At 41.8% G+C, this 23,317-nt stretch carries 17 protein-coding genes; 8 read left to right on the top strand and 9 right to left on the bottom strand.

Translation table 11 applies throughout. The annotated features are described in order from the left end of the window. Positions 1-12: 12 nt before the first annotated feature. The 5 genes from PMEL_RS00440 to PMEL_RS00420 all read right to left on the bottom strand — a co-directional run bounded on the left by PMEL_RS00440 (position 13) and on the right by PMEL_RS00420 (position 5,475). A complete protein-coding gene (locus tag PMEL_RS00440) occupies positions 13-1,875 on the bottom strand; it encodes a gamma-glutamyl-gamma-aminobutyrate hydrolase family protein (protein ID WP_120173495.1) in 1,863 nt (620 codons plus the stop codon). Positions 1,876-1,915: 40 nt separating this feature from the next. Then, positions 1,916-2,383, bottom strand: coding sequence for an Lrp/AsnC family transcriptional regulator (locus tag PMEL_RS00435; protein ID WP_013264439.1), 468 nt, complete (start codon positions 2,381-2,383; stop codon positions 1,916-1,918). Positions 2,384-2,554: 171 nt separating this feature from the next. Next, positions 2,555-3,556: an FKBP-type peptidyl-prolyl cis-trans isomerase gene (locus PMEL_RS00430; protein WP_120173494.1), complete on the bottom strand. Its 1,002-nt coding sequence runs from the start codon at positions 3,554-3,556 to the stop codon at positions 2,555-2,557. Between the two features lie 296 nt (positions 3,557-3,852). Further along, a complete protein-coding gene (locus PMEL_RS00425) occupies positions 3,853-4,779 on the bottom strand; it encodes an FKBP-type peptidyl-prolyl cis-trans isomerase (protein ID WP_120173493.1) in 927 nt (308 codons plus the stop codon). Between the two features lie 90 nt (positions 4,780-4,869). Beyond that, positions 4,870-5,475, bottom strand: a complete 606-nt coding sequence (locus PMEL_RS00420; RefSeq protein WP_120173492.1) for an FKBP-type peptidyl-prolyl cis-trans isomerase — start codon at positions 5,473-5,475, stop codon at positions 4,870-4,872. A gap of 256 nt (positions 5,476-5,731) precedes the next feature. Between PMEL_RS00420 and PMEL_RS00415 the strand changes: the two genes are divergently transcribed. Beyond that, positions 5,732-6,424 carry an SIR2 family NAD-dependent protein deacylase gene (locus tag PMEL_RS00415; protein ID WP_120174586.1) on the top strand — a complete coding sequence of 231 codons (693 nt, stop codon included), beginning with the start codon at positions 5,732-5,734 and terminating at the stop codon, positions 6,422-6,424. 136 nt (positions 6,425-6,560) lie between these two features. Next, a complete protein-coding gene (locus tag PMEL_RS00410; protein ID WP_120174585.1) occupies positions 6,561-7,175 on the top strand; it encodes a glutathione peroxidase in 615 nt (204 codons plus the stop codon). Between the two features lie 205 nt (positions 7,176-7,380). On the opposite strand, the gene PMEL_RS00405 is transcribed toward PMEL_RS00410, so the two are convergent. Beyond that, positions 7,381-8,316, bottom strand: a complete 936-nt coding sequence (locus PMEL_RS00405) for a YitT family protein (RefSeq protein ID WP_120173491.1) — start codon at positions 8,314-8,316, stop codon at positions 7,381-7,383. 261 nt (positions 8,317-8,577) lie between these two features. On the opposite strand from PMEL_RS00405, the gene ruvB reads away from it, so the two are divergent. Both ruvB and PMEL_RS00395 read left to right on the top strand, forming a co-directional pair. Then, complete coding sequence (gene ruvB, locus PMEL_RS00400; protein ID WP_120173490.1) at positions 8,578-9,612, top strand: Holliday junction branch migration DNA helicase RuvB; 1,035 nt, start codon at positions 8,578-8,580, stop codon at positions 9,610-9,612. A gap of 522 nt (positions 9,613-10,134) precedes the next feature. Beyond that, positions 10,135-11,127: an acyltransferase family protein gene (locus PMEL_RS00395; protein ID WP_231999382.1), complete on the top strand. Its 993-nt coding sequence runs from the start codon at positions 10,135-10,137 to the stop codon at positions 11,125-11,127. A 92-nt stretch (positions 11,128-11,219) separates the two neighbouring features. Here the strand turns inward: PMEL_RS00395 and yfcE are convergent, their stop codons facing one another. Continuing rightward, positions 11,220-11,759: a phosphodiesterase gene (gene yfcE / locus PMEL_RS00390; protein WP_120173488.1), complete on the bottom strand. Its 540-nt coding sequence runs from the start codon at positions 11,757-11,759 to the stop codon at positions 11,220-11,222. A gap of 358 nt (positions 11,760-12,117) precedes the next feature. Here yfcE and PMEL_RS00385 point away from each other — a divergent pair, with 358 nt between their 5' ends. From PMEL_RS00385 to PMEL_RS00375, 3 genes are all read left to right on the top strand, one after another. Next, positions 12,118-15,306 carry a SusC/RagA family TonB-linked outer membrane protein gene (locus PMEL_RS00385; RefSeq protein ID WP_120174584.1) on the top strand — a complete coding sequence of 1,063 codons (3,189 nt, stop codon included), beginning with the start codon at positions 12,118-12,120 and terminating at the stop codon, positions 15,304-15,306. 29 nt (positions 15,307-15,335) lie between these two features. Next, positions 15,336-17,096, top strand: a complete 1,761-nt coding sequence (locus tag PMEL_RS00380; RefSeq protein ID WP_120173487.1) for a RagB/SusD family nutrient uptake outer membrane protein — start codon at positions 15,336-15,338, stop codon at positions 17,094-17,096. Between the two features lie 100 nt (positions 17,097-17,196). Further along, positions 17,197-18,126, top strand: a complete 930-nt coding sequence (locus PMEL_RS00375) for a tetratricopeptide repeat protein (RefSeq protein ID WP_120173486.1) — start codon at positions 17,197-17,199, stop codon at positions 18,124-18,126. A 1,219-nt stretch (positions 18,127-19,345) separates the two neighbouring features. Here the strand turns inward: PMEL_RS00375 and aspA are convergent. Next, positions 19,346-20,758 carry an aspartate ammonia-lyase gene (aspA, locus tag PMEL_RS00365; RefSeq protein WP_120173485.1) on the bottom strand — a complete coding sequence of 471 codons (1,413 nt, stop codon included), beginning with the start codon at positions 20,756-20,758 and terminating at the stop codon, positions 19,346-19,348. A gap of 118 nt (positions 20,759-20,876) precedes the next feature. Further along, a complete protein-coding gene (locus tag PMEL_RS00360; protein ID WP_120174583.1) occupies positions 20,877-22,082 on the bottom strand; it encodes a porin in 1,206 nt (401 codons plus the stop codon). Positions 22,083-22,639: 557 nt separating this feature from the next. Between PMEL_RS00360 and PMEL_RS00355 the strand changes: the two genes are divergently transcribed. After that, positions 22,640-23,275: a DUF4294 domain-containing protein gene (locus PMEL_RS00355; protein WP_120173484.1), complete on the top strand. Its 636-nt coding sequence runs from the start codon at positions 22,640-22,642 to the stop codon at positions 23,273-23,275. Positions 23,276-23,317 lie beyond the last annotated feature (42 nt).

The following is a 23,317-nucleotide window of genomic DNA, read 5'->3' as shown; positions in this document are numbered from 1 at the left end:
CCTTCTTACTACTTATTTTCTAACGCTCTGTACCTGCGCCATTACACGCAGCCAGTTGCCTCCCCATATCTTTTCGATATCTTTTTCGCTATACTTACGACGCAAAAGATGGAGGGTGAAGTTTATCATTTCACTCGCATCAGCCATACCACGTACGGTTCCATCACCATCGAAGTCGGTACCAATACCTACATGGTCGATGCTCATAATGTTGATAGCATGCTCAAGATGAGTAATCGCATCCATCACAGTAGCCTCACTACCCTTCTTCAAGAAGCCTTGGAACATTGTGATATGAGCCACACCACCCTTCTTTGCCAACGCCCGCATCTGGTCGTCGGTAAGGTTGCGAGGAACGTCACAGAGTGCTTTGCTATTAGAATGGCTACATACGATTGGCATCGTACTGAGCTCCAACGCGTCATAAAAACTCTTCTCTCCGCCATGGCTTAAATCGACCATAATACCATTGCGGTTCATCTCCTTGATAACCTCTTCACCAAACTTACTTACTCCACCGTGGGTATTGCAGCCTCGTGCAGAGTCACAAATATCGTTATCACCATTGTGACAAAGGGTTATATAGGTCACACCACGCTGTGCAAAGTGCTTAACATTCTCAAGCTTATGCTCTAAAGCAAGACCATTCTCAATAGCAAACATGATGCTCTTACGTCCCTTGCGCTTGTCTTCATAAAGGTCAGAAGGAGTACGAGCAATGCTGATATAGCGTTGATTCTGCTTAACAATTTCCTCAATTTTGTCGAAGATAAGGTTGGCATAGACCGCTGGTGAAAGATGATCTAACGTCTCAATGAGATGTGGATTAAAGCGTTTCAAGCCTTCAACATCAATCTTTGATGAGAAAGACTCACCAATCCTCGGCTGTGGAAGATAAGCAGCCATGGTCACAGCATCCTGTCTTCCCTCCGTCATCTTATGGAGATCGTAAAGAATACGAGAGTCACGCTGATCGAAGTTGACGCCTTGTGGGAAGAACATCGGTGTATCACAGTGTGTATCAAGCGTCAAGATACGTTGATGAAGTTGCTTGGCAAGATAGAAGTTGTTAGACTGTCCGACTAACCACTGGAAGAGTTTTCCACCCTCTTCACCCATCCATTCGGGATGCCATTGCACACCCATGATAGGCTTAAACTCATTGCTTTCAATGGCTTCGATAACACCATCAGGCGAAAGAGCCGTCACACGGAAACGCTTTCCAGGGTCTTTTACCGCCTGATGGTGGAAGCTATTAACCATAAGACGTTCTTCCTTATAGAGTGCATAGAGGACAGATGACTTTGTAAGCGTCACACTATGAGTTGCTTCACTACGTTCAGCATCCTGCGAGTGCTTTAATCTTGCAGCATGATAGGTTGTTATTGTCTTGTCTTTACTGAGCTTCTTTTCAACCGTTTCATCCTCTCTTATATATTCATCATAGATATCTTGCTGTATCTTTCCACCCAAAGCGACGGCAAGAGCTTGCGCTCCACGACAGATACCAAGGATAGGTAACTGACGATTAAACGCCAAACGGATAAGCATCAGTTCAGGTAAATCACGCTCAGCATTGATATTATGGAGTTTGGTAGAAGGTTCTTCACCAGTCCACAATGGGTTGATATCAGCCCCACCCGTAAGGAGAAGACCATCAAGATGGTCGAGGGTGTTAATAAGTACATCCTTATCAGCCACTGGAGGAATAAGCATTGGGACTCCGCCCGCTGCTACCACCTGCTTATAATAGACATTTCTTATCGCTGCATCACCATCTATATAATTGGTAGTGATACCAATTATAGGCTTACGTTTAGCCTCAGGGAAGGTTTCATACACCTTATCAAGATGTGACTGAAGATCGTATTGCATTCTTATTCTTATTTAAAAGATTGGTTTGTCGTTGACTTCTTTAGAGCAATTCTTCTGCTATAGGTATCTCACGCTTAATACTTTGTTCAAGAGAAATAAGTGTTTCGGTTGACACAACACCAGAGATACCTTGCAGCTGATTGTTAAGAAGGTCCATCAACTGCTCGTTGTCTTTAGCATAAAGCTTCACAAGCATTGTATAAGGACCCGTTGTAAAATGGCACTCAACCACCTCTGGAATAGCACTGATACGTTCAACAACCTTCTTATACATAGAGCCACGTTCGAGATTAAGTCCTACATAAGTGCAAGTTGTATAGCCTAAACTCTTAGGATTAACGTCGAAACCACTACCTGTTATAACTCCATTTTCTATGAGATGTTGTACACGCTGATGAATAGCAGCGCGTGATACGCCACACTGGGCAGCAACATCTTTGAAAGGCATACGAGCATTCTGTGAGAGGATACCCAATATTTTCTTGTCTAAACGATCTACTTTTTCCATGTTCTGCAGTTGATATTATTTATTAATTCTACGTTTCTAAAACTTTAATTGATGACGAGCAAAAGTAGGGAATAATTATGGAACAGACAACAAAATGACATAAAAAATGCGCCACTTGGGCGCATTTTGTTTTTATTTTAAGCAAGAGAACAGTATTTCACTGCTTTTATCTTACTTTTTTACATTCTTCTTTGCCTTCTGAGCAGGAATCTTTTTAGCAGGTACAAGCTTAGCAGCATCAATCACCTGTGTCTCCTTTTCAGCTGCAGCCTCAATGCCTTTCAACTCAAGGGTGAAGATAAGTGTTGAGAAAGGACCGATGTCACGACCTGCGCCACGCTCACCGTATGCGAGGTGCTGTGGGATAACAATCTCCCACTTTGAGCCTACAGGCATCATCTGCAATGCCTCTGTCCAACCTTTAATAAGTCCACCAACATTGAAAGTATCGAACTCTACACCATGACGTGAAGTGGCATCGAATACCTTTCCATCAATAGTCTTACCTTCATAGATAACCTGAACGCGGTCAGCTGCTGTTGGCATAGGTCCGTCACCCTTCTTAATAATACGATACTGAAGACCGTCAGCCATTGTTACAACACCCTCCTTCTTCTTGTTCTCTTCCAAGTAAGCTTCATTCTTAGCCTTTATCTCAGCATCTTTCTGTGCTTTCAACTCTACTTCCTTCTTCTCGAAGATTTCCTCAGCAGTAGCCTGCTTGAGAACAGTAGAATCCTTTGCCAAAGCTGCAATAAAGCCCTTATAAAGCATATCAGGGTTAATTGGAGCTGATGTGCCTTCGAACTTAGATGCAATATTAGGCAACATGGTCTTGTCTACCTGTGAACTGATGAGCAATCCTGCTATATATGCAGCAAAAGCAGAGTCTTTGCGATTAGCAATACCCTGACGCAAGCCACGCAGGAAGTCTGGCATCTGTGCAGGAGTAACACCAAACTGATTTGCAAGATACTCGTCCAAACCACGTGTCATAGACATACCTGCAGCATAGCTCAATGTATCAGAAGCAGAAGTCAGTACTACTGCGCCTTCTTTACATTCTACTGGACACTTTGTATTCTGCTTTCCTTTCTTCTTACTCTGTGCACTTGCAGTATTAAAGACTGAACCTGCTGCAACGAGCAGAGCCAGCATTATAAATTTCTTCATTGTTTTGTCGTTTTTAAAGAAAAGGTTTTTCTATATTAAAAAGGATGTAGATTCGATGATTACTAAGCTTTAATATATATATGTGTGTCTTCCTTTCCTATAAGACAAGAGTATCATTACTGAATTATTCTCATGAAAATAAAGAATTACTTTCATGAGAATAAATATTTATTTTCACGACAATAAATATTTTCTTTCATGAAAATAATTCGCCATCACCGTGAAAATGGATTACAGCTGATGCTCTTCCATACAAGAAAGGAAGACTCATCGAACCTTTATCAAGCCTTAGTTGATTACATACCTGGCTTACCCTGTGGCATACCTGACATACCCTGAGGCATACCTGGCTGACCCTCTGGAGCCTTCTCGATACCAAGTAACTCAACTGTAAAGATAAGTGTTGAGAATGGTTTGAGGTCTGGACTTGGCTGCTCAGCACCGTAACCAGCTGTATAAGGAATAGTAATCTCCCACTTTGCACCAACAGGCATCTTTGTCAAAGCCTCTGTGAAACCTGGGATAACACCACCTACTGGCATTGTAGCACCATCACGCTGGTCGAAAACCTTACCATCGATAGTCTTACCTACATAGTTAATCTTAACAACATCAGAAGCCTTTGGGGTAGCACCAGAGCCAGCCTTGAGTTCCTTAACCTGTACACCCTGACCGATAGTCTTCACGCCTTCCTTCTTTGCATTAGCTGCCATGTAAGCATCGCTCTTCTTCTTGTTAGCGCCATAAGTCTTCTCAGCAGCCTTCATCTGGATAGCCTTTGAAGTCTTCTGCTCAACTTCACGAGCCTGCTCAACAGTCATCTTCTGTCCCTGACCCTTTGCACTTGCAGCGAAACCAGCGAGGAAGTTGCCCAAAGAAACAGTCTTTGTAGAGTCTTCACCAAAGATCTGACGGTTGATCTGATTCTTGATAATCATGTTCATCTGCATACCTACGCCGATACCAGCATTGTAAGCAGCACGCTTCTTATCATCAGCATTCTGCGCACCGTCGTTCATACCCTTGATAAACTCATCGATGTAAGCTGTATCAATCTGCATCTGCTGGAGATACTGCTTTACACTCTGACCCTGATCAATACCGAAAGCATAGCTCAAAGAGTCAACATCAGACTTCAAATCCTCCTTTGGAGCTGAGTTACCACAAGCTGTGAAGCCTGCAGCTGCGATAGCCATAGCGGCTAATAAATAAATTTTCTTCATTATTTTAATTGTTTAGTTTCTTAAGCAATATTATTAGAGTAGGCGATGATGGACATATATTGCCACCTATTATCGCCTACACACAATTCTTTACTTTACCTCTTTCAACTCTACGTCGAAGACAAGTGCTGCGAATGGAGGTATCTGTGCACCAGCACCACGCTCACCGTATGCAAGGTTATAAGGGATGAAGAAGCGATACTTAGCACCCTCCTGCATGAGCTGCACACCCTCTGTCCAACCTGGGATAACCTGATTCAAGCCGAAAGTAGCTGGCTGATTGCGCTGATAAGAACTGTCAAAAACAGTACCATCAATCAGTGTTCCCTCATAATGACATACTACTTGGTCTGTAGCTGAAGGCTTCTTACCATTGCCCTCTTTCAACACCTGATACTGCAAACCTGATGGTAAGGTTACAACACCATCCTTCTTACCGTTCTCAGCAAGGAAAGCCTCACCAGCAGCCTTTGCTGCCTTACCAGCCTCAGCGGCTGCAGCCTGCTGCTTAGCCTCCTGCTCTTGGAAGAAGTTTTGTACGAGAGTCTGTGCCTCTGCATTGTCAACTTTCAGTTCTGAACCTGAAATTACATCCTTGATAGCCTGTGCGAAGTCGTCAATATTCAGTTCCTTTGCGCCCATTCCTGCGAGCTGTGAACCGATACCGATTCCCAGTGCATAGCTTAATTTATCCATTATCGTTCTTAATATTATTAATAATTAATGTGCAAAGATACTATTTTTAAGGTATAGTTTTGCATTAATCGGATTAAAATTACTAAATTTGTCAAAGAGAGCGGAGGAATACTGTGCAAGTTAAAGGTATCGGCAGAAAACAAGAGGTATATTATTAGTACTTCATTTGTCCAAAACTCTATTTGTAAGTGTTTAGAAATTAAAGCCTATAACCTTGTCTACCTCCTTCAAGCTTCAACTCATAAAAGACAGACGTATGAAGAAAATCGTATTCTTAACAGGTGCAGGAATGTCCGTAGAGAGTGGCTTCAAGACCTTTCGCGGCAACGATGGATTATGGGAGGATTACCCTGTTGAACAGGTAGCTACACACGAGGGATGGGTAGCTAACCCCACACTCGTCAACAACTTCTACAACAATCTACGCAAAAAACTCTATGCCGCCAAGCCTAATGAGGGTCATCGCCTTATCAAGGAACTTGAGAAAGATTACGATGTGACAGTGATTACGCAGAATGTTGACAATCTTCACGAGAAAGCTGGGTCTTCAAAGGTTATCCACCTACATGGAGAACTGACGAAGGTGTGCTCAAGTAAGGCTCCTTACGATAACCGATACATACAGGAACTGCCTGAAGATAACTGCGAAGTAGCGCCAGGAACACTTGCAGAAGACGGTAGTCTATTGCGCCCTTTCATTGTCTTTTTCGGCGAATCAGTCCCAATGATTGAGCCAGCTGCTGAGGTTGTAGCACAAGCTGACATCCTTGTTATCATCGGGACATCGCTGGTTGTTTACCCTGCTGCGGGTCTTGTGCAATACACCCAACCAGCAACTCCTATCTATCTGATTGACCCAGACGATACGCCAGCACATGCTTCTGGACGATTAACACATATCAAGAAGGGTGCAAGCGAAGGTATGAAAGAACTGTTGAAACTATTGTAACAATTCGTATACAGCCTATACATGTACGATAAAACATACTCATTTATTAAAAACTTAGAACACATAAGCCACAAAACCTTTATTTGCTTTATTCTCCTTGAGCAATAAACGGATGTGGATATCAATGATTAAACAAATGAAGAAACTATTTTCACTCCTCTTCTTAGCCCTCATGGCACTGCCTATCATGGCTCAGAAGAATGTTTACAAGTTTAGTGTAAAGGACGGAAACGAACATACCGTCAAGTTGAAGGACTACAAGGGTAAGGTGCTACTCATCGTCAATACGGCGACAAAATGTGGATTTACACCACAGTATGAAGCCTTACAGAAACTCTATGAGACCTATAAGAATCAAGGACTCGTAATCCTTGACTTCCCTTGCAATCAGTTTGGCGCACAAGCTCCGGGCTCTTTCCGCGACATTCATTCCTTCTGCACAGCTAACTATGGAACTACTTTCCCACAGTTTGCAAAGGTTAATGTCAATGGTCGTAACGAATCACCACTTTACACTTACCTAAAGGCTCAACAGCCATTCAAGGGCTTTGACATGAATAATAACATCGGTAAGTTCCTTGATGAGAAGTTCCGTGCGGAGAATCCTGATTATGCTAAGGATCCAAGTATCAAATGGAACTTCACAAAGTTCCTCATAGACCGACAGGGACACGTCATCGACCGCTTTGAGCCAACAGCCGATATGAAAGACGTTGAAGCTGGTATCAAGGCGGCACTAAAGATGAAGTAAAAGCTAAGAGAGCAATAAGCCCTATTGGGCTAATAGACCTTATAAGGCTAATAAAGCAATAAGCCTTATTGGGCTAATAGACCTTATAAGGCTAATAAAGCAATAAGCCTTATTGGGCTAATAGGCCTTATAAGGCTAATAAGCCCAATACCCACAAAGCAAAGCCGGCTAACACGCAACCACGTGTCAGCCGGCTTTGTTATCTTTATTGCTTAGGCAGATTAGTAGCCTTCGGCTTATTCTTATTAGGTGATTTCTTCTTCACTTTAAATTTATCAAATCCCTTACCGAACACACCCATTACTTGGCTCTGTGTTACGAAAGCATCTGGGTCGATATCATCAATCATACGATAAACGTATGATGCCTCACGCTGGCGAGTCACAACAATAACAATCTTTATATTGTTACCAGTATAATAACCCTTCGCGTCGATAATCGTACTACTACGGTGTGGCTGCCCCTGAGATATCATATCGCAAATCTCCTTATAACGCTCAGAAATAATAAGGAACTGCACCGAACGACGACTGGAGTTAATAACTTGATCAAGTACAAAAGAGGTAACAATCAAGTTTACATAACCATAGATAACCTGCTCCCAACTACGTAGAACAAGGTAACTTCCCGTTACGATGGTCATATCCACTAATAAGATAACACGCCCAAGAGAAATATCACGATATTTATTGACTATCGCTGCGACGATATCCGAGCCACCAGAGCTACCATTATAGGAGAGTCCAAAAGCTAAACCAACACCACAAAACGATGCACCGATGATTGCTGCCATAAAAGGCTCATCATGTAAGAGTCCTGGATGTGGGAATACTGAACCCATAACCTTTGTGATAACTGTCAGCATCACAACGCCATAGATAGTACGGATACAGAACTTTAAGCCTAAAACCTTCAGTGCTATGGCTAATAGAATTGCGTTTAGGACAAAATAAGTGTTAGCAACAGGGATTCCTTGACCCCAATTCAAAATGGAAGCAAGACCAGCTACGCCACCATTACCGATGTGATTAGGTAGTAGAAAAACCATCCAGCCGATAGCGTAGGACAGCATACCTACGGCTATCATTACATAGTCTAAGATTTCCCGATAAAGGACCTTCTTATTGATCTTGTTAATCATACATTTAAGGATATGAGTGAAATGACGCTACAAATTTAGATAAATTTTCCGAAACAAAGCACTTGCACAGAAAAAATAGAGTACCTTTGCAGAAAATAATACATACCTTGAGGGTGTAGAAGAAGGGTCGTATACGGCAATTCATAGGGAAGCACAACACATATATCCATAAAAGAATGCATTTGACGGATATATTAACCATGTGCAAAGACATTATCTACACACTCTTCCACTTGCATCTTTTTGCAGAAAATTAGCAACATGCCAGAAGATTTTGACATACATGAAGAAAGGCTGAATTCCGTTGAGAAGGATTTCGAAAATGCCCTGCGCCCACTGAAATTTGATGATTTCAGCGGACAGCAGAAGGTTGTCGAAAACCTCAGCGTCTTTGTTGAAGCCGCTAAGTTCCGTAGCGAACCGCTCGACCACACCCTCTTGCACGGTCCTCCAGGATTGGGTAAGACGACGTTGAGTAATATCATTGCCAACGAATTGGGCGTTGGTTTCAAGATTACCTCTGGTCCTGTACTCGACAAACCGGGCGACCTTGCAGGTATTCTTACCTCCTTAGAGCCTAACGATGTCTTATTTATTGACGAGATACACCGCCTTTCTCCTGTCGTTGAGGAGTATCTTTACTCTGCAATGGAGGACTATCGTATTGATATTATGATTGATAAGGGACCATCTGCACGTTCTATCCAGATTGACCTCAACCCTTTCACTCTCGTTGGTGCTACGACACGAAGCGGACTCCTCACTGCCCCACTCCGTGCCCGATTCGGTATCAATCTACACTTAGAGTATTACGACCCAGAGACTTTGAAACGCATTATCAAACGTTCGGCTGCATTGTTGAAAGTACCTATCGTCGACGAAGCTGCAAACGAAATAGCACGCCGTTCACGTGGTACGCCACGTATCTGTAATGCCCTACTCCGCCGTGTGCGCGACTTCGCACAGGTGAAGGGTAATGGTACTATCACACCCGAAATCGCAACGATGTCACTGCAATCATTGAACATTGACAAATATGGTTTGGACGAGATAGATAACAAGATTCTACTCACCATTATTGATAAGTTCCGTGGTGGACCAGTAGGTGTTTCTACCATCGCTACGGCCATCGGTGAAGATTCTGGTACGGTGGAGGAGGTTTATGAGCCATTCCTTATTATGGAAGGTTTTATCAAACGAACCCCTCGTGGACGTGTGGCAACACAGCTTGCCTACGACCATCTCGGACGAAACTCATACCAAGACAATCCTCTACAACCGGGATTATTCGATTAAAAGATACTCCATTGCAAACGTTCACTATGAACAATGCAATGGAGTTTTTATTTTAACCGTCCCCTTACTCACTGATGTTTGTAAACTATTTTTACACAATTCAAAACCAATACATGCTCTTTTAGCTTCTAAAAGACGCCTAATTGGCTTCCAAAAGATGCCCTTTTGAGGTCTAACTAACGCCCTTTTGAAGTCCAATTAAGCACCTTTTACTTTACTACTTTATAACTAACTGATTTACCGATGATTACAAACTCACATTTTACACGTGTTTTTATCCTTGTTTATTGATGTTTTACCCGATTTTATGTAATGATTTTTCAAAGCCTTATCTATGGATTTTCAAGGTTTTAAAATGAAATGGTTTTCTGTGGTGAAGGAGGATTATAAATTACTAACACATATCAAACTGCGATTTTTAAGAGGCTAATTATTCTTTTACAACTACATCTTTTTGAAGTGTCCTACTAATTTCCTAACTTTGTCGCTATGATTATTCAAATGCATAAACCAAAGCCAAGAATGGAAGAACTGGACTTTCTTAAGTTCGTCTTCATCACGTTGATGATTGCCTTCCACCTTACTTATATTGGCGACACCTACCCTGTTGCTAAACAGCTGGTCTATACTTTTCACATGCCAGGCTTCTTATTGGTGTCGGGTTATCTGTTTAATGTGAATAAGTCGTGGGCTGCTTTTAGGGAAACAATGCTTTGGATATTCATTCCATACGCTGTGATGGAAAGCGGTTACACCGTAATGGCTTCACTACTTCCTATCCGTGAACACATTGACCACTTAACGATAGGAGTACTGATTGACCATATCTTCCTTCATCCGATGGGACCTTATTGGTATTTACATACCTTAATGATTTGCGGTATCTGTTATTATATCGCATTCAAGAAACCAGAAGGACGGTTTTCATCGATATGGAAGCAAGAGAAACCACTACTACCAGCGAAGATGTTAAGTTGGGAAAATCAGGTGCTATTAGGTAGGTTTACCCTTCTTGCTCTGTTCCTTTGGTTGCTCTCTTACACCTGTGGACTACTCTCAATAGCCAATGCAGCCTACTTTCTTGTAGGTGCTATTGTGCGCCAAGTTGTGGGCAATTTCCGTGTGGCTTTTCCTGCACGTTGGTGGACAATAGGACTTTTAGTAGTATGGTGTATCGACCCTATCCATTATGATAAGGCATCATTTGCAGGTGCGTGTTTGGTTTTCTTAGTTATTGGTTCGCTGTTGTGGATTTATCAATTAGGAATTCCTCAACCACTGCTCGACCTCTTTCTCTTTATCGGGCGCAACACTTTGCCCCTCTTACTCTTCTCCCCCATCTTCACGATTCTTGCCAAATTCTATCAGCCATTACTACTTCGCGTAGAGCCAACGGGAATGTTCTTCCTTGCAGTCAGTGTGGTATTTGCCATTGCAGGCTCGTTTGCCATAACATGGTTGATGGATGTTACGGGCATCTCAAAGCTATTCTTTGGAAAGAAAGGGCTAATATGAAGGGAAGGGATTAGGTAGTTATTGTTTATTAGACTAATTGGCCCTATTAACCTTATTAGCCCAATAAGGCTAATTAGGCTAATAAGTTTTCCCTATATTATTTCCTGCTTTAGCGGTGTTCCGTCAAGTGTATAAGCTGTGAAGACACCATGCTCGTAAGTCATGAAGGTTGCCACATTCCCTCCTTTTGGGAAAGTGATAGAACCGAGATTGCAAACAAGCGTACCCTCTTGCAGAGTGAGTTCCCAGAGATGCGTATGCCCATAGACAATCGCATCAACATTCCCTTTTGGCATTGAGGATTTGTTATAGATATGTCCGTGAGTCAAAAAGAGCTTTCGTCCCTCATCAACCAGCATCAAATAGTCGGACATCATTGGGAAATCAAGTAACATCTGGTCTACCTCAGCATCACAGTTTCCACGCACAGCTACAATATTTTTGGCACGTTTATTCAGTGCTTCGACAATCCCTTTGGCATCTATTCCTTCTGGGATAGAGTTACGTGGACCATAATTCAGTATGTCTCCAAGTACGCAAAGCATATCACAATGCTCGCGATCATAGAATTGTAGCACCTTCTCCAGTGCTGGCAGACATCCGTGGATATCTGATACCAATAGATATTTCATATCACTTTGATTGTTTGTTTCTATGGCAAAGGTAATGTTATTTTCTCATATATCCTTTTAATTTAATACCTACTAACAAATTCTTGATTGTTTGACCGATTCTTTCCTCACTTTGGCAGGCTGTAAAAATGAAATATATTTGGATAGTAACAACGCACAACAGATTATGTAAAAAGATGACATTGATACTCAATAGCTTCCTTGTATTAATAACACTTACACAACAATTCAATACTAAATGTTATTTTTTCAATTATTCACACGAATTTATTTGATTGTTTGAAACTTTTAGTTATATTTGCGACATAAACATCTATTACAGATAACCTTAATTGAAAGTTACATTATGACCAGCCTTATGAATATGAAAAGAATCTTATTTTCTACCTTATTTATGCTGTCGGCGCTCGTCAGCTTTGCCCAACAGGTTTTTACAACCAAGGGTGTTGTTGTCGACGAAACTGGTGAAACGATTATTGGTGCAACTGTTCAGATAATCGGTGACAGCAAACTAATAACAGCAACAGATACTGACGGTAAGTTTACCCTTGACAATGTCAAATCTGGTGCTAAGTTGGAAGTTTCTTATGTCGGTATGAAATCCTTCATTGGTCCTGCTAAACCGACGATGAAAATTACGATGATTAATGACAACTCTGCGTTAGACGAGCTGGTTGTAACTGCCTTCGGTGAACAAAAGCGTTCAGCATTTACGGGCTCGGCTGCTATTGTTGACTCTAAAAAGATTGAACATAAGCAAGTCAATAACGTAATGAGTAGTTTGAAAGGTGAGGCTGCTGGTGTTCAGATTGTAGACAACAGCGGTGAACCTGGAGCCACTCCTTCAATTCGTGTTCGTGGATTTAGCAGTATTAGTGCAGGTCAAAGTCCGTTGATTATCGTGGATGGTGCCCCATACGATGGCGGTTGGAACAACCTCAACCCTGCTGATGTGGCATCTGTAACCGTATTGAAAGATGCGTCTTCTACCGCACTCTATGGAGCACGAGGAGCCAATGGTGTTATCATGGTGACAACAAAACATGCACAAGTTGGTAATGCGCATATTTCTGTTGATATGAGATGGGGTACGAATAGTCGTATTAAACGCTACTATGAGACTATCGATGATCCTGTTAAATACTATGAGGTTTACTATAATGCACTGTATAATTATCAACTGAAAGGACTCGGATTGACCCCTGCTCAAGCTACTATTGAGGCTAACAAACAACTCGTTGCACCTGGTGCAGCGGGTGGATTGGGATATCCAATATTTACTGTTCCAAACGGAGAACAGCTCATTGGGGAAGATGGTCATATGAATCCACATGCCACATTAGGACGTGTTATTGAGCATAATGGTAAACGGTATACTATCCTACCAGACGATTGGAAGAGCCTTGCCTTTCGTAACGGATTACGCAAAGAGTATGATGTAAACCTGACTGGAGGTAGCGATAAGATGCAATACTACCTTTCTTTGGGTTACTTAAACAATGAAGGTGTGGCATATCATTCGGACTTTGAACGTATTACCGTTCGTGCCAAAGCAGACTATGAAGCACGCAAATGGTTGAAGGTGGGTACGAACATGAACTTCTCTCGGGCTAAATACCATGTGATACCATCGGATGATAATGGTCTTTTCTATCAGTTGAATAATGTCGCACCTATCTATCCTGCCTTCATTCGTGATGAGCAAGGGAACATCATGACAGATGAGAATGGACAGATGTATGACTATGGTAATGGTGCAGTTATTGGACTAAGACGTCCTATATTACCTAACATCAACCCATTACAAGAGAATGCGTTGAATACGAATAGTTCGAAAGTTAATATGTATTCGCTCTATGGCTATGCGAATATCATGCCTCTTGAAGGATTGAAGATTACCCTTAATGGTACGGTGACCGTCAACAACTCACGTGCAACTGAGACGAAACAGCCTTTCTATGGATACAGTCATACGGCTTATCCAACGGGTGTTGTGACCAGAACAAGTGATCAAACCTTCTCTTATAACTTCCAACAACTCGTGAATTACAACCATGACTTTGGTCATCATCACATGGAATTGCTCCTTGGTCATGAGTTCTATCGCTACAACTACGAAAGTTTGTGGGGTAGTAAACTTGGTATGGCATCCTACTTTACCAACCAAACTCTTGCTGGAGCAATAAAGATGGATAACACAGGAGAGTCTGGTAATAGTGAATATGAGTCTGAAGGCTTCTTCTTACGTGGGCAATACGACTACGATCAGAAGTACTTTGGAAGTCTTTCTTTCCGTCGTGATGCTTCCAGCCGCTTTGATCCTAATCATTGTTGGGGTAACTTCTACTCCTTTGGTGGTGCTTGGACTATTACGAAAGAGCCTTTCATGAAGCCTTTCAAATGGTTGAATATGTTGAAACTAAAGGCTTCTTTCGGTCAGCAAGGTAATGATAATATTGGTGATTTCCACTATCTTGATACTTATAGTATCGTAAACACGAACAATAAGGTTGGATTAGTTCTGTCTGAAAAGGGCAACCCTAATATTACTTGGGAGACTAATAACAACTTCAATGCAGGCTTCGATTTTGAATTGTTCAATAGCCGTTTGCGTGGTAGTATTGAGTATTTCTATAAGAAAACAACTGATATGCTCTGCTTTGTCTTTGCTCCTTACTCGGCTGGTTACAAAGGAACGTACGACAATATCGGTGATATGACGAACAAGGGTGTGGAGGTTGATCTCTCTGCTACCGTCTTAAAAACTAAAAATATCTCATGGGATGTCAACGTGAATGCAACTACTTACAAGAATGAAATCATCAAACTCGCTGACGTCCTCAAAGCTGATCTCGTTGTAGATGGACATCCTGGCTATAGTAGTGGTGATAGGCTCTATGCCGAGGGACTCCCTATATACGAGTGGTATATGCCTCGTTATGCAGGTGTCTCTAATGAAGGAAAGGCTATGTGGTACTACACTGACCCTGACGGAACCCTTAAAACGACAGATGTATATGGTAATGCGAGTTATTACTCATGCGGAAGTCCACACCCAGACCTCTATGGTGGCTTTGGAACAACGCTGAATGCGTATGGTTTCGACTTCTCTATCTCCCTCGCTTATTCGTTAGGAGGACTCTCATACGACTATGGTTATGCAGGTTATATGGGTCCACCAAGTGGCACCTTAGGAGGAGCAACCATCCATAAAGATGTTCTCAATGCATGGTCAGTAGACAATCCAAACAGTAATATCCCACGTTGGCAATACGACGACCCAAACATTAGTTCTCAATGCGACCGTTTCCTCATCAGCGGTAGCTATCTAAGCTTACAGAATATCAACCTTGGCTACACCCTACCTAAGCTATGGGTAAGCAAGATTGGATTGGAGAATGTACGCATATATGTGGCTGCTGACAACGTATACTTTTGGAGTAAGCGTAAGGGATTCGACCCACGTGGTTCCTTCTCAGGAGGTAGTAGTACATCCATCTATAGCCCAACGAGAACCATCTCTGGTGGTATTAAACTAACATTCTAACCATCTTCTTACATTAATAGTACGTCATTATGAAACGCTTAATATCAAATCACATCATAACGTTGGCTATCGTTGCTATTACCTTTGGCTTTACTTCTTGTATCGATAGCATTGAACCGTCAGAGGTATTAACTTCTGACCAAGTAAGAAAGATTCCTTCTTCACAAGAAGGACTCATCAATGGTATCCTTTCTTATATGATAACCTTTGACTCTTGGGGCTCTGGTGATCCTCTCAACGACTGGGGTTATCCTTGTCAGATGCACTATAGGGATGTATTAGGAAGTGATTTCCCTGTTTATAGTAGTAACTATAGCTATTGGACAACAGTGGAAAGCGGTGTCAACACCCGTTTCAAGGCTTATTACACCTATCGTTTCTACTACGATTTCATTGCTACTTGTAACAACGTAACAAGTGTAGTAGATCCTGCCACAGCCTCACCAACTTCTAAAAACTACTTAGGTATAGCAATGGCTTATCGTGCAATGGCTTATCTTGACATAGCTCGTCAGTTCGAATTCAAGAAGACTGGCATTGCAAGTTTGGATGATAAAGCGACAAAAAATGGGATATGGGGGCTCACAGTTCCTATCGTTACCGAAAAGACAACGAAAGAAATGCAACGCCACAATCCACGTGCTCCGTTCTATAAGATGTATCGCTTCATCCTTACTGACCTCAACCATGCCGAGGAGTATCTGTCTAATTATACACGTCCCGACAAGAACTTGCCTAACCTTAGTGTAGTCTATGGACTCAAGGCACGCCTTTGGATGGAAATGGCAAGCCGTTTCGACCAGAGCAATAGCGACCTTAACGCAGCCATAGCAGCAGAAGACTCCGCAAGCATTGAGTATGATAAGTTAGGTATAACCACAGCTCGTGAGTGCTATGAAAAGGCACGCACCTACGCTCGTAAGGCTGTCAGTGGTTACAGTCCTGTTACTGAAGCCCAGTGGCATAGCACACAAGACGGATTTAATAAGGACAACCAAGCATGGATGTGGAAGTTAGGCTATACCACACGTGAGCAAATCAGCTATATCTACTATACCTTCACCAGCACCATGTCATCAGAGACTAATTGGGGACTTGCTGGCACATACGGTGCTACTCGTATGATTGGTAGTGCGCTATACAATAAGATGCCTGAGGGTGACTGGCGTCGCTATTCATGGATTGATCCAGATGCTGCGGGTACACATGAGGGTTACGAGAAATACGATTCGATTACAATTGGTACCAAAAAGGAAAGACTTACCCTCTTAGACGAGGAGGCATGGACACAGTTACCAGCCTATGCTAACATCAAGTTCCGGCCTGCAAAGGGTAATATCTTTGATTCTTACGAAGGACAATTCATCAGTCTTCCATTGATGCGCATGGAGGAAATGATGTTCATTGACATTGAAGCAACCGCTCACCTTGATGGTGTTGCAGCAGGTGTTACGGCTTTGAAGGACTTTATGAATACTTATCGTTACACCGACAACTCCTATCAGGCAGCCAATGCCACTACAATGGAGGACTTTATAAAAGAATTGATGGTACAGAAACGTATAGAGTTCTGGGGCGAAGGAATCACTTACTTCGACTACAAGCGTCTTGCTCTTCAAGTTCGTAGAAAGGACAACACCAACTATGAAGCCTCTGCCCGAATCAATTCAAAGGAAGGTTATGTATGCCCATGGATGAACTTCTTCATCCTTGAATACGAAACCCACAACAATGTGGCATGTAAACCAAACCCTGATACCTCTGGTAGTTTGACGGTTACAAATCAGTAATAATAGTTAGTGAAAAAGAAAGTTGTTAAATAAAAAGCAGACGCTAAAAGACGAACCTATTGTTTCGGCTTTGGCGTCTGCTTTCTTTAATTTAGGAAAGATGGAGATAAGAGATATCTTTAAGCTTCGCAAGCAGGGACGAACGGAGGAGGCATACGCTGCCATTCTGCCAATATACGCTGTACACAAGGGGCACTATACTACAATAGCTATGTTCTGGGTAGGTGTAGACATGATGAAGCTTCGCTATCAACAACGCCAGTTAGAAGAAGCCTATAAGATATTCAGAAGTTTGCTAAGGCTCTATCCTACAATGGACGACAAGGACTTAAAAGGGCAGAGTGCCTTAATGCGTGCTGCCTTATTGGTCTTCGACCATCATCCAGGATTCTCTATGCTCGACTTCATCTCACAATGGGGTATCACCCGACTAACAGATGAAGACTGGACAATGGAGCAAGGCAACGGTCATCCTATTCCCTCAATAGGAATGCGTATCGTGGGAAAAGTCTTTAAGGAAGTGGAAAGTAAGCCAACAGTTGACATGGCTTTAAAGGCTGCACCAATATTGGCGGAAGCACTGAAGCATAGTCCTTACAATATGCACAACCAACGCTACAAAGCGATGGTCTATCGAATTATGGGCAAAAAAGATAAAGCTATCAACATCTATACCCACCTTATCAAGAAACACCGACAATCCTATCTCTTTCATGAACTATCAGAACTCATTGATGACGAACGCTACAAGATCGCACTTCTCTGTAAAGCTATCTCCACACAACGAGAGGAAAAGTTCCGCCAACGTATGCGCTTCACCCTTGCTGGCTTACTCTTTAGAAAAGATAAAGCCCGCACCCGCTACGAATTAGATAAATGTATTGCCATGCGAAAGCAGTTAGGCTATTCCATTACATGGGAAATGCAAAACCTCGCAGCAAGTCTGGAAGAAATAGAACCCGTAACAGAAGGTGACGAAAAAAGCTTTTATAGAGAGCAAGAAGTGGTATTAAAAGAGCTTGCAAGGTAATATTTCCACATATCTAACTATTTTTCTTATCTTTGTAGCACATTTTATTGAATAATTAAATCTACCTTATGAAACATTTATTTCTATCAGCCTTAATACTTATGGGACTGACATCATGCCAGATTACAGGCTTAACTTCTGGCTATTCTCATCTATCGGATGCACAAAAGAAGAGAGTTATAACATTTGAAGAAAACATTGATAACATTCATGACTTCTCAAAAGTATACAAAGTCAGCCTTAATCAGGTAAAACAATATATCGAAACACACGATAAAGTATTGCTATATGATTATACTCCTTTCTGTCATTCTACCTATTGTGTGTCGCCTGCAGCCTTAGTATCTCAATGCAAAGACAAGGGAATTAACGTCCTTGTCGTTTCGAATATATATATGATGACATTTTCAAACAAAAGCATACTACGTTCCCTATGCTGATGATTGATACAAAGCAGTTCCCGACAAAATGGAGGACAAAATACCTTAAACAATTCTATTTTCCCTTGACCGGACACACAGACAAAGAACTGAACTACGCAAGTTTTCATTACTTTGAGAAAGGGAAGTATATCAAGAGTTACAAGAGCCCAAATGATATTTGATTTTCCTATCATGGTAGAATTAAAATCAACGTAATCTCTGACTCCGTTTGGAATTTACACAAAAAGACAAAGAAATATATTGACAAAATATTCTAAGAAGAGGTAGAAAAATGGCTTAAAAACGACTTGTTTTAACACCTTCGTAAGTCACTTGTTATCAAATAGTTGCAAAGAGGGATTTCAAAAGGTGCTTAATAAGGCTTCAAAAGGGCGTTAGTAAGACCTCAAAAGAGCATCTTTTGCAAGCCAATTGAGCGTTATTTGCAAGCCATTTGATGGTCTTTACAAAATCAACATGTGAAAAATTAGGACAAAACTAACGACACTAAACTTCACAATAAAGGATTATGAAAAGAGGGACTCTCCACGTCTACTTCATTTTATTCCAGCATGAAAAGGCATCAAAGCATATCTATCAGAGGAAAAGGAACTATCAAACACTGTGATTTCAAGCTGTAGAGAACATCTTGTCAGTGGAGGGTATTAGGCTACTTCCACAGCTACCATAAAACGAAAGATGCCGTATCCAACGTGTGGATACAGCATCTTCATTATTGTTAGTATGTGAAAAGCAGCTTTTTACTGCTACTCAACACGACCACAAAAAGACTTTTTTTACTTCACTCTCTCCTCTGGTGCAAGCATGTGCTCTGGTGACAAGATAGCATCGAGTTTCTCCTTTGAAAGGAGGTTATGCTCAAGTACGAGGTCATAAACAGATCCACCAGTTTCGAGGGCTTCCTTAGCAATCTTAGTACTGTTCTTATATCCGATGTATGGATTCAGTGCTGTCACGATACCGATAGAGTGCTTCACCATCTCAAGGCAGCGGTCCTTATTCACCGTGATACCATCAATACACTTCTCACGCAGCGTGTCCATAGCATTTGGCAACCAAGTAAGGTCCTCAATAAGACACTCTGTAATGATTGGTTCCATTACGTTCAGCTGCAGCTGTCCAGCCTCAGCAGCAATCATAACAGTTGTATCATTACCGATAACCTTGAAACAAGTCTGGTTGGTTACCTCTGGAATAACAGGGTTCACCTTACCCGGCATGATACTTGAACCCGGTGCCATCGGTGGGAGATTGATTTCATTCAGACCGCAACGAGGACCAGAAGCCAACAGACGAAGGTCATTACAAATCTTAGAAAGCTTAACAGCTAAACGCTTCAAAGCACTTGAATAGCTTACGTAAGCACCTGTATCAGGGGTAGCCTCAACAAGGTCAGCACCTGCAACAAACTCCATTCCTGTCAATTCGCTGAGTTTCTCTGCACAAATCTTTGGGAAACCAGGAGCAGCATTCAGACCCGTTCCAATAGCAGTACCACCCATATTGATTTCGTGCAAGAGAGCAGCATTACGATTAAGGTTGGCTATCTCCTCCTCCAACGTATTGGCAAAGGCATTGAACTCCTGACCGCTTGTCATAGGAACAGCATCCTGCAGCTGTGTACGACCCATCTTGATAACGTGCTTAAACTCCTCACCTTTTCTACGGAAAGCAGCAATGAGTTCGCTCAGAGATGCCACAAGCTTCTTGTTTAGAAGGATGAGTGTCAGACGAATAGTAGTTGGATAGACATCATTCGTTGACTGACCGCAGTTGGCATGGTCGTTAGGAGAACAGTACTGGAACTCACCTTTCTTGTGACCCATAATCTCACAAGCACGGTTAGCAATTACTTCATTGGCATTCATGTTGACAGATGTGCCCGCACCTCCTTGTACCATATCGGTCACAAAGTTCTCATGCATCTTGCCATCAATCAACTCACGGCATGCCTGAGCCATCGCATCGGCTACCTCATCACTGATTTCACCGAGCTGACGGTTAGTTTCTACGGCAGCCAATTTGACGTAAGCAATCGCAACAACATAGTCAGGATAATCACACATACGCTTACGCGAGATGTGATAGTTGTTGATAGCACGCTGAGTCTGCACACCATAATAAGCCTCTTCTGGAACTTGAAGCTCACCTAAGAGGTCGCTTTCTACACGAAATTTCTTTTCTTCCATGATTTGATTTTGATAAAGTTAGCGTTGTTCTCTTTCACTAACGGGAAGAGAATGGATTGTTTCTTTTATTGATAAAAATACCTTTCAGTATCTTTCCTATTTCTTTTCTTTCCTCTTTTTAATAGGCCTTGATTCTGTACATAAAGCCTAATTCTATGCGATTAGTATTATACTTATCCAAGCCTACACCGTCCTTATAGGTTACTTTCTTGCCCACATAGGCTAAGAAGACACGGAGGTCTTGACTCTTGACAGGGTAATACTCCACACTACCTACATAGCCATAGCTCTTACGGAAGTCCTTGAAGCGGTCAATCTTTGTGACACTTGCCGTCTCATACATTCCTTTCAACATCAGATTCCAGCGTGGAACAAACTGCCAATTGAGCTTTGTTACAAAGGAATTATAATGTATATCGCTCATCCATACATTGCCAGTATATCCAGAGAATGAACTCCCCAATTCGTTTGTCGCTATGCCCAAACGGTCGATTCCATCGTTTTGAGCCATGTAATCAAAGTAACATTGTAGTCTGTCTAACTGTAGTTTCTGTCCCAAGATGAGAATACGACTATACTTATGTTTCGCCTCTCCTTGTATTCCCCATGACCAACGTGTATGCAATCTGTCGTTCAGAAAACTTCCATTCCAGTTCAGACAGTAAGCAAGTGGGTTACGTGGCTTCTCCAACAGTCTACTATGTGTACCGTCACCCTCGATGGATACGGCATTATTACCATATACCTCACTGAACTTTTCGTTGTGAGAATTAGTAATACCAAGTACGAACTCCTGTGACGGAATAGGCTTATATACAGCTGTAACGCCTGCCATATAACAGTCCATAGAGCCCGTCATGTCCGAGAACTGATAGATATAGACAGGATTTTCATCCACTTCAAAACCGCCAAGACTCTGACATACCTTTCCTGCCTCAAGGCGGAACTTATCAGAGAACTTATAACCAATCATCATAATATCGGTTGCCTTAGCAAGATTATCCTCACTTCTCGCCTCTGTTGTATTGTTCAGACGATGGCACAAGCGATAGTAGAGCTTATCGGTTAGATTACCTTTGATTTCTAAACGAAGATGCTTATTCGTGAAACCTGTACTCCACTGGTGGTCTGCATCCGATACTACCTGCGCATTAGCAGCATAGTTAATGTAGACATTAAACATATCATTGCTTTTCTTTAGGTGCGCTACCTCTTCAGCAAGCGACTTAAATCGACTATCATCGATACCATAACCGTGGTTGTCCTGTGCGTTTGCACCAAGAGAAAGAGCAAGCAAACAGGTACACAACAGCGTCTTCTTCATCTTGATATATGTTTTATTCCGTTCTTTTTTAAGGATAAACTCAAATAATAAAATGGGCTGACTCAACCCACAGTCACACTCACCAAACTTCATATAGCTGGAAAAACCGAAGTAACCCTGCTAAAACTAAGGCTATAAGCCTATTCCGTGAGCGTTGTGTTCTACGTAATGGTTTGTATCACAAAAGTAGAAAAAATATTGATAGGTTTTACAAATACCCTAAACAAAAATAAGGCGTTTAACTTTCTTTAGTATCATATCGCAAGCCAAAGAGGTAGTTATCGTAAATGTAGACGGAACCAAGGTGACATTATGACAAGTAAAGCTATAAGCTAAGACCGTATAAAGACGACAAAAAATATACTTTATCAACTCTTTCACATATCCCTAAGTTGTCTCAAAATGATTGCTTTTATCAGTAAAAACATTGGTTATAAAGGCGATAAGTAGTGGGAAATGACAAATTATTATGAATTTCTTAACACACTTCAGAAATAATCGCTACTTTTGCAAAAGGTAAACTGCACCCACCGAAAGAACTGGGTAATGAATCAGTTATGAGTAAACGATTGCTTTTCACACTTGGAACACTTCTGTTGCTTTCTACAACTGCAACGGCGCAAGACCATATCAACCCCGAAGATCGTGTGGTAGATATGGACTCTCCTACGTTTGTACCTATGGTTCACATCGGGAAGGCAAAGGTGGGAGCCGACAGCATTCAATATGTCAGAACAAACAAAGTTTACGTCTTCCCACCGCTCGAATTCAAGAATAAGGCACAAGAAACAGCTTACTATCGATTGGTTTATAACATCAAAAAGGTATTGCCAATAGCCAAGGAGTGTAACCAGATTATTCTCGAAACGGGTGCTTATCTTGAGACTATTCCTACTAAGAAAGAGCGTGACGAACACATGAAGAAGGTGGAGAAAGAAATCTGGAACACCTATAAGCCACGTATGAAGAAACTGACTTTCACACAAGGTAAACTGCTTATTAAGCTTATCGACCGTGAGTGTAATTCAACTTCTTACGAACTTGTACAAGCCTTCCTCGGACCTGTGCGAGCAGGTTTCTATCAGGCTTTTGCTTGGGCTTTCGGCAGTAGTTTGAAGAAACGCTACGAGCCAAATGGAGCAGACAGACTTGTAGAGCGTATTGTCTTGCAGGTTGAGGCTGGACAATTGTAATCCTCTCTCCCTTCTATTTTGTTTTAAGAAGGGACAAAGTAA

It is taken from the genome of Prevotella melaninogenica, assembly GCF_003609775.1.
Taxonomy (GTDB): Bacteria; Bacteroidota; Bacteroidia; order Bacteroidales; family Bacteroidaceae; genus Prevotella; species Prevotella melaninogenica_A.
The sequence above is the reverse complement of the archived record's forward strand: the minus strand, read 5'-3'. Positions and strand labels throughout refer to the sequence as shown.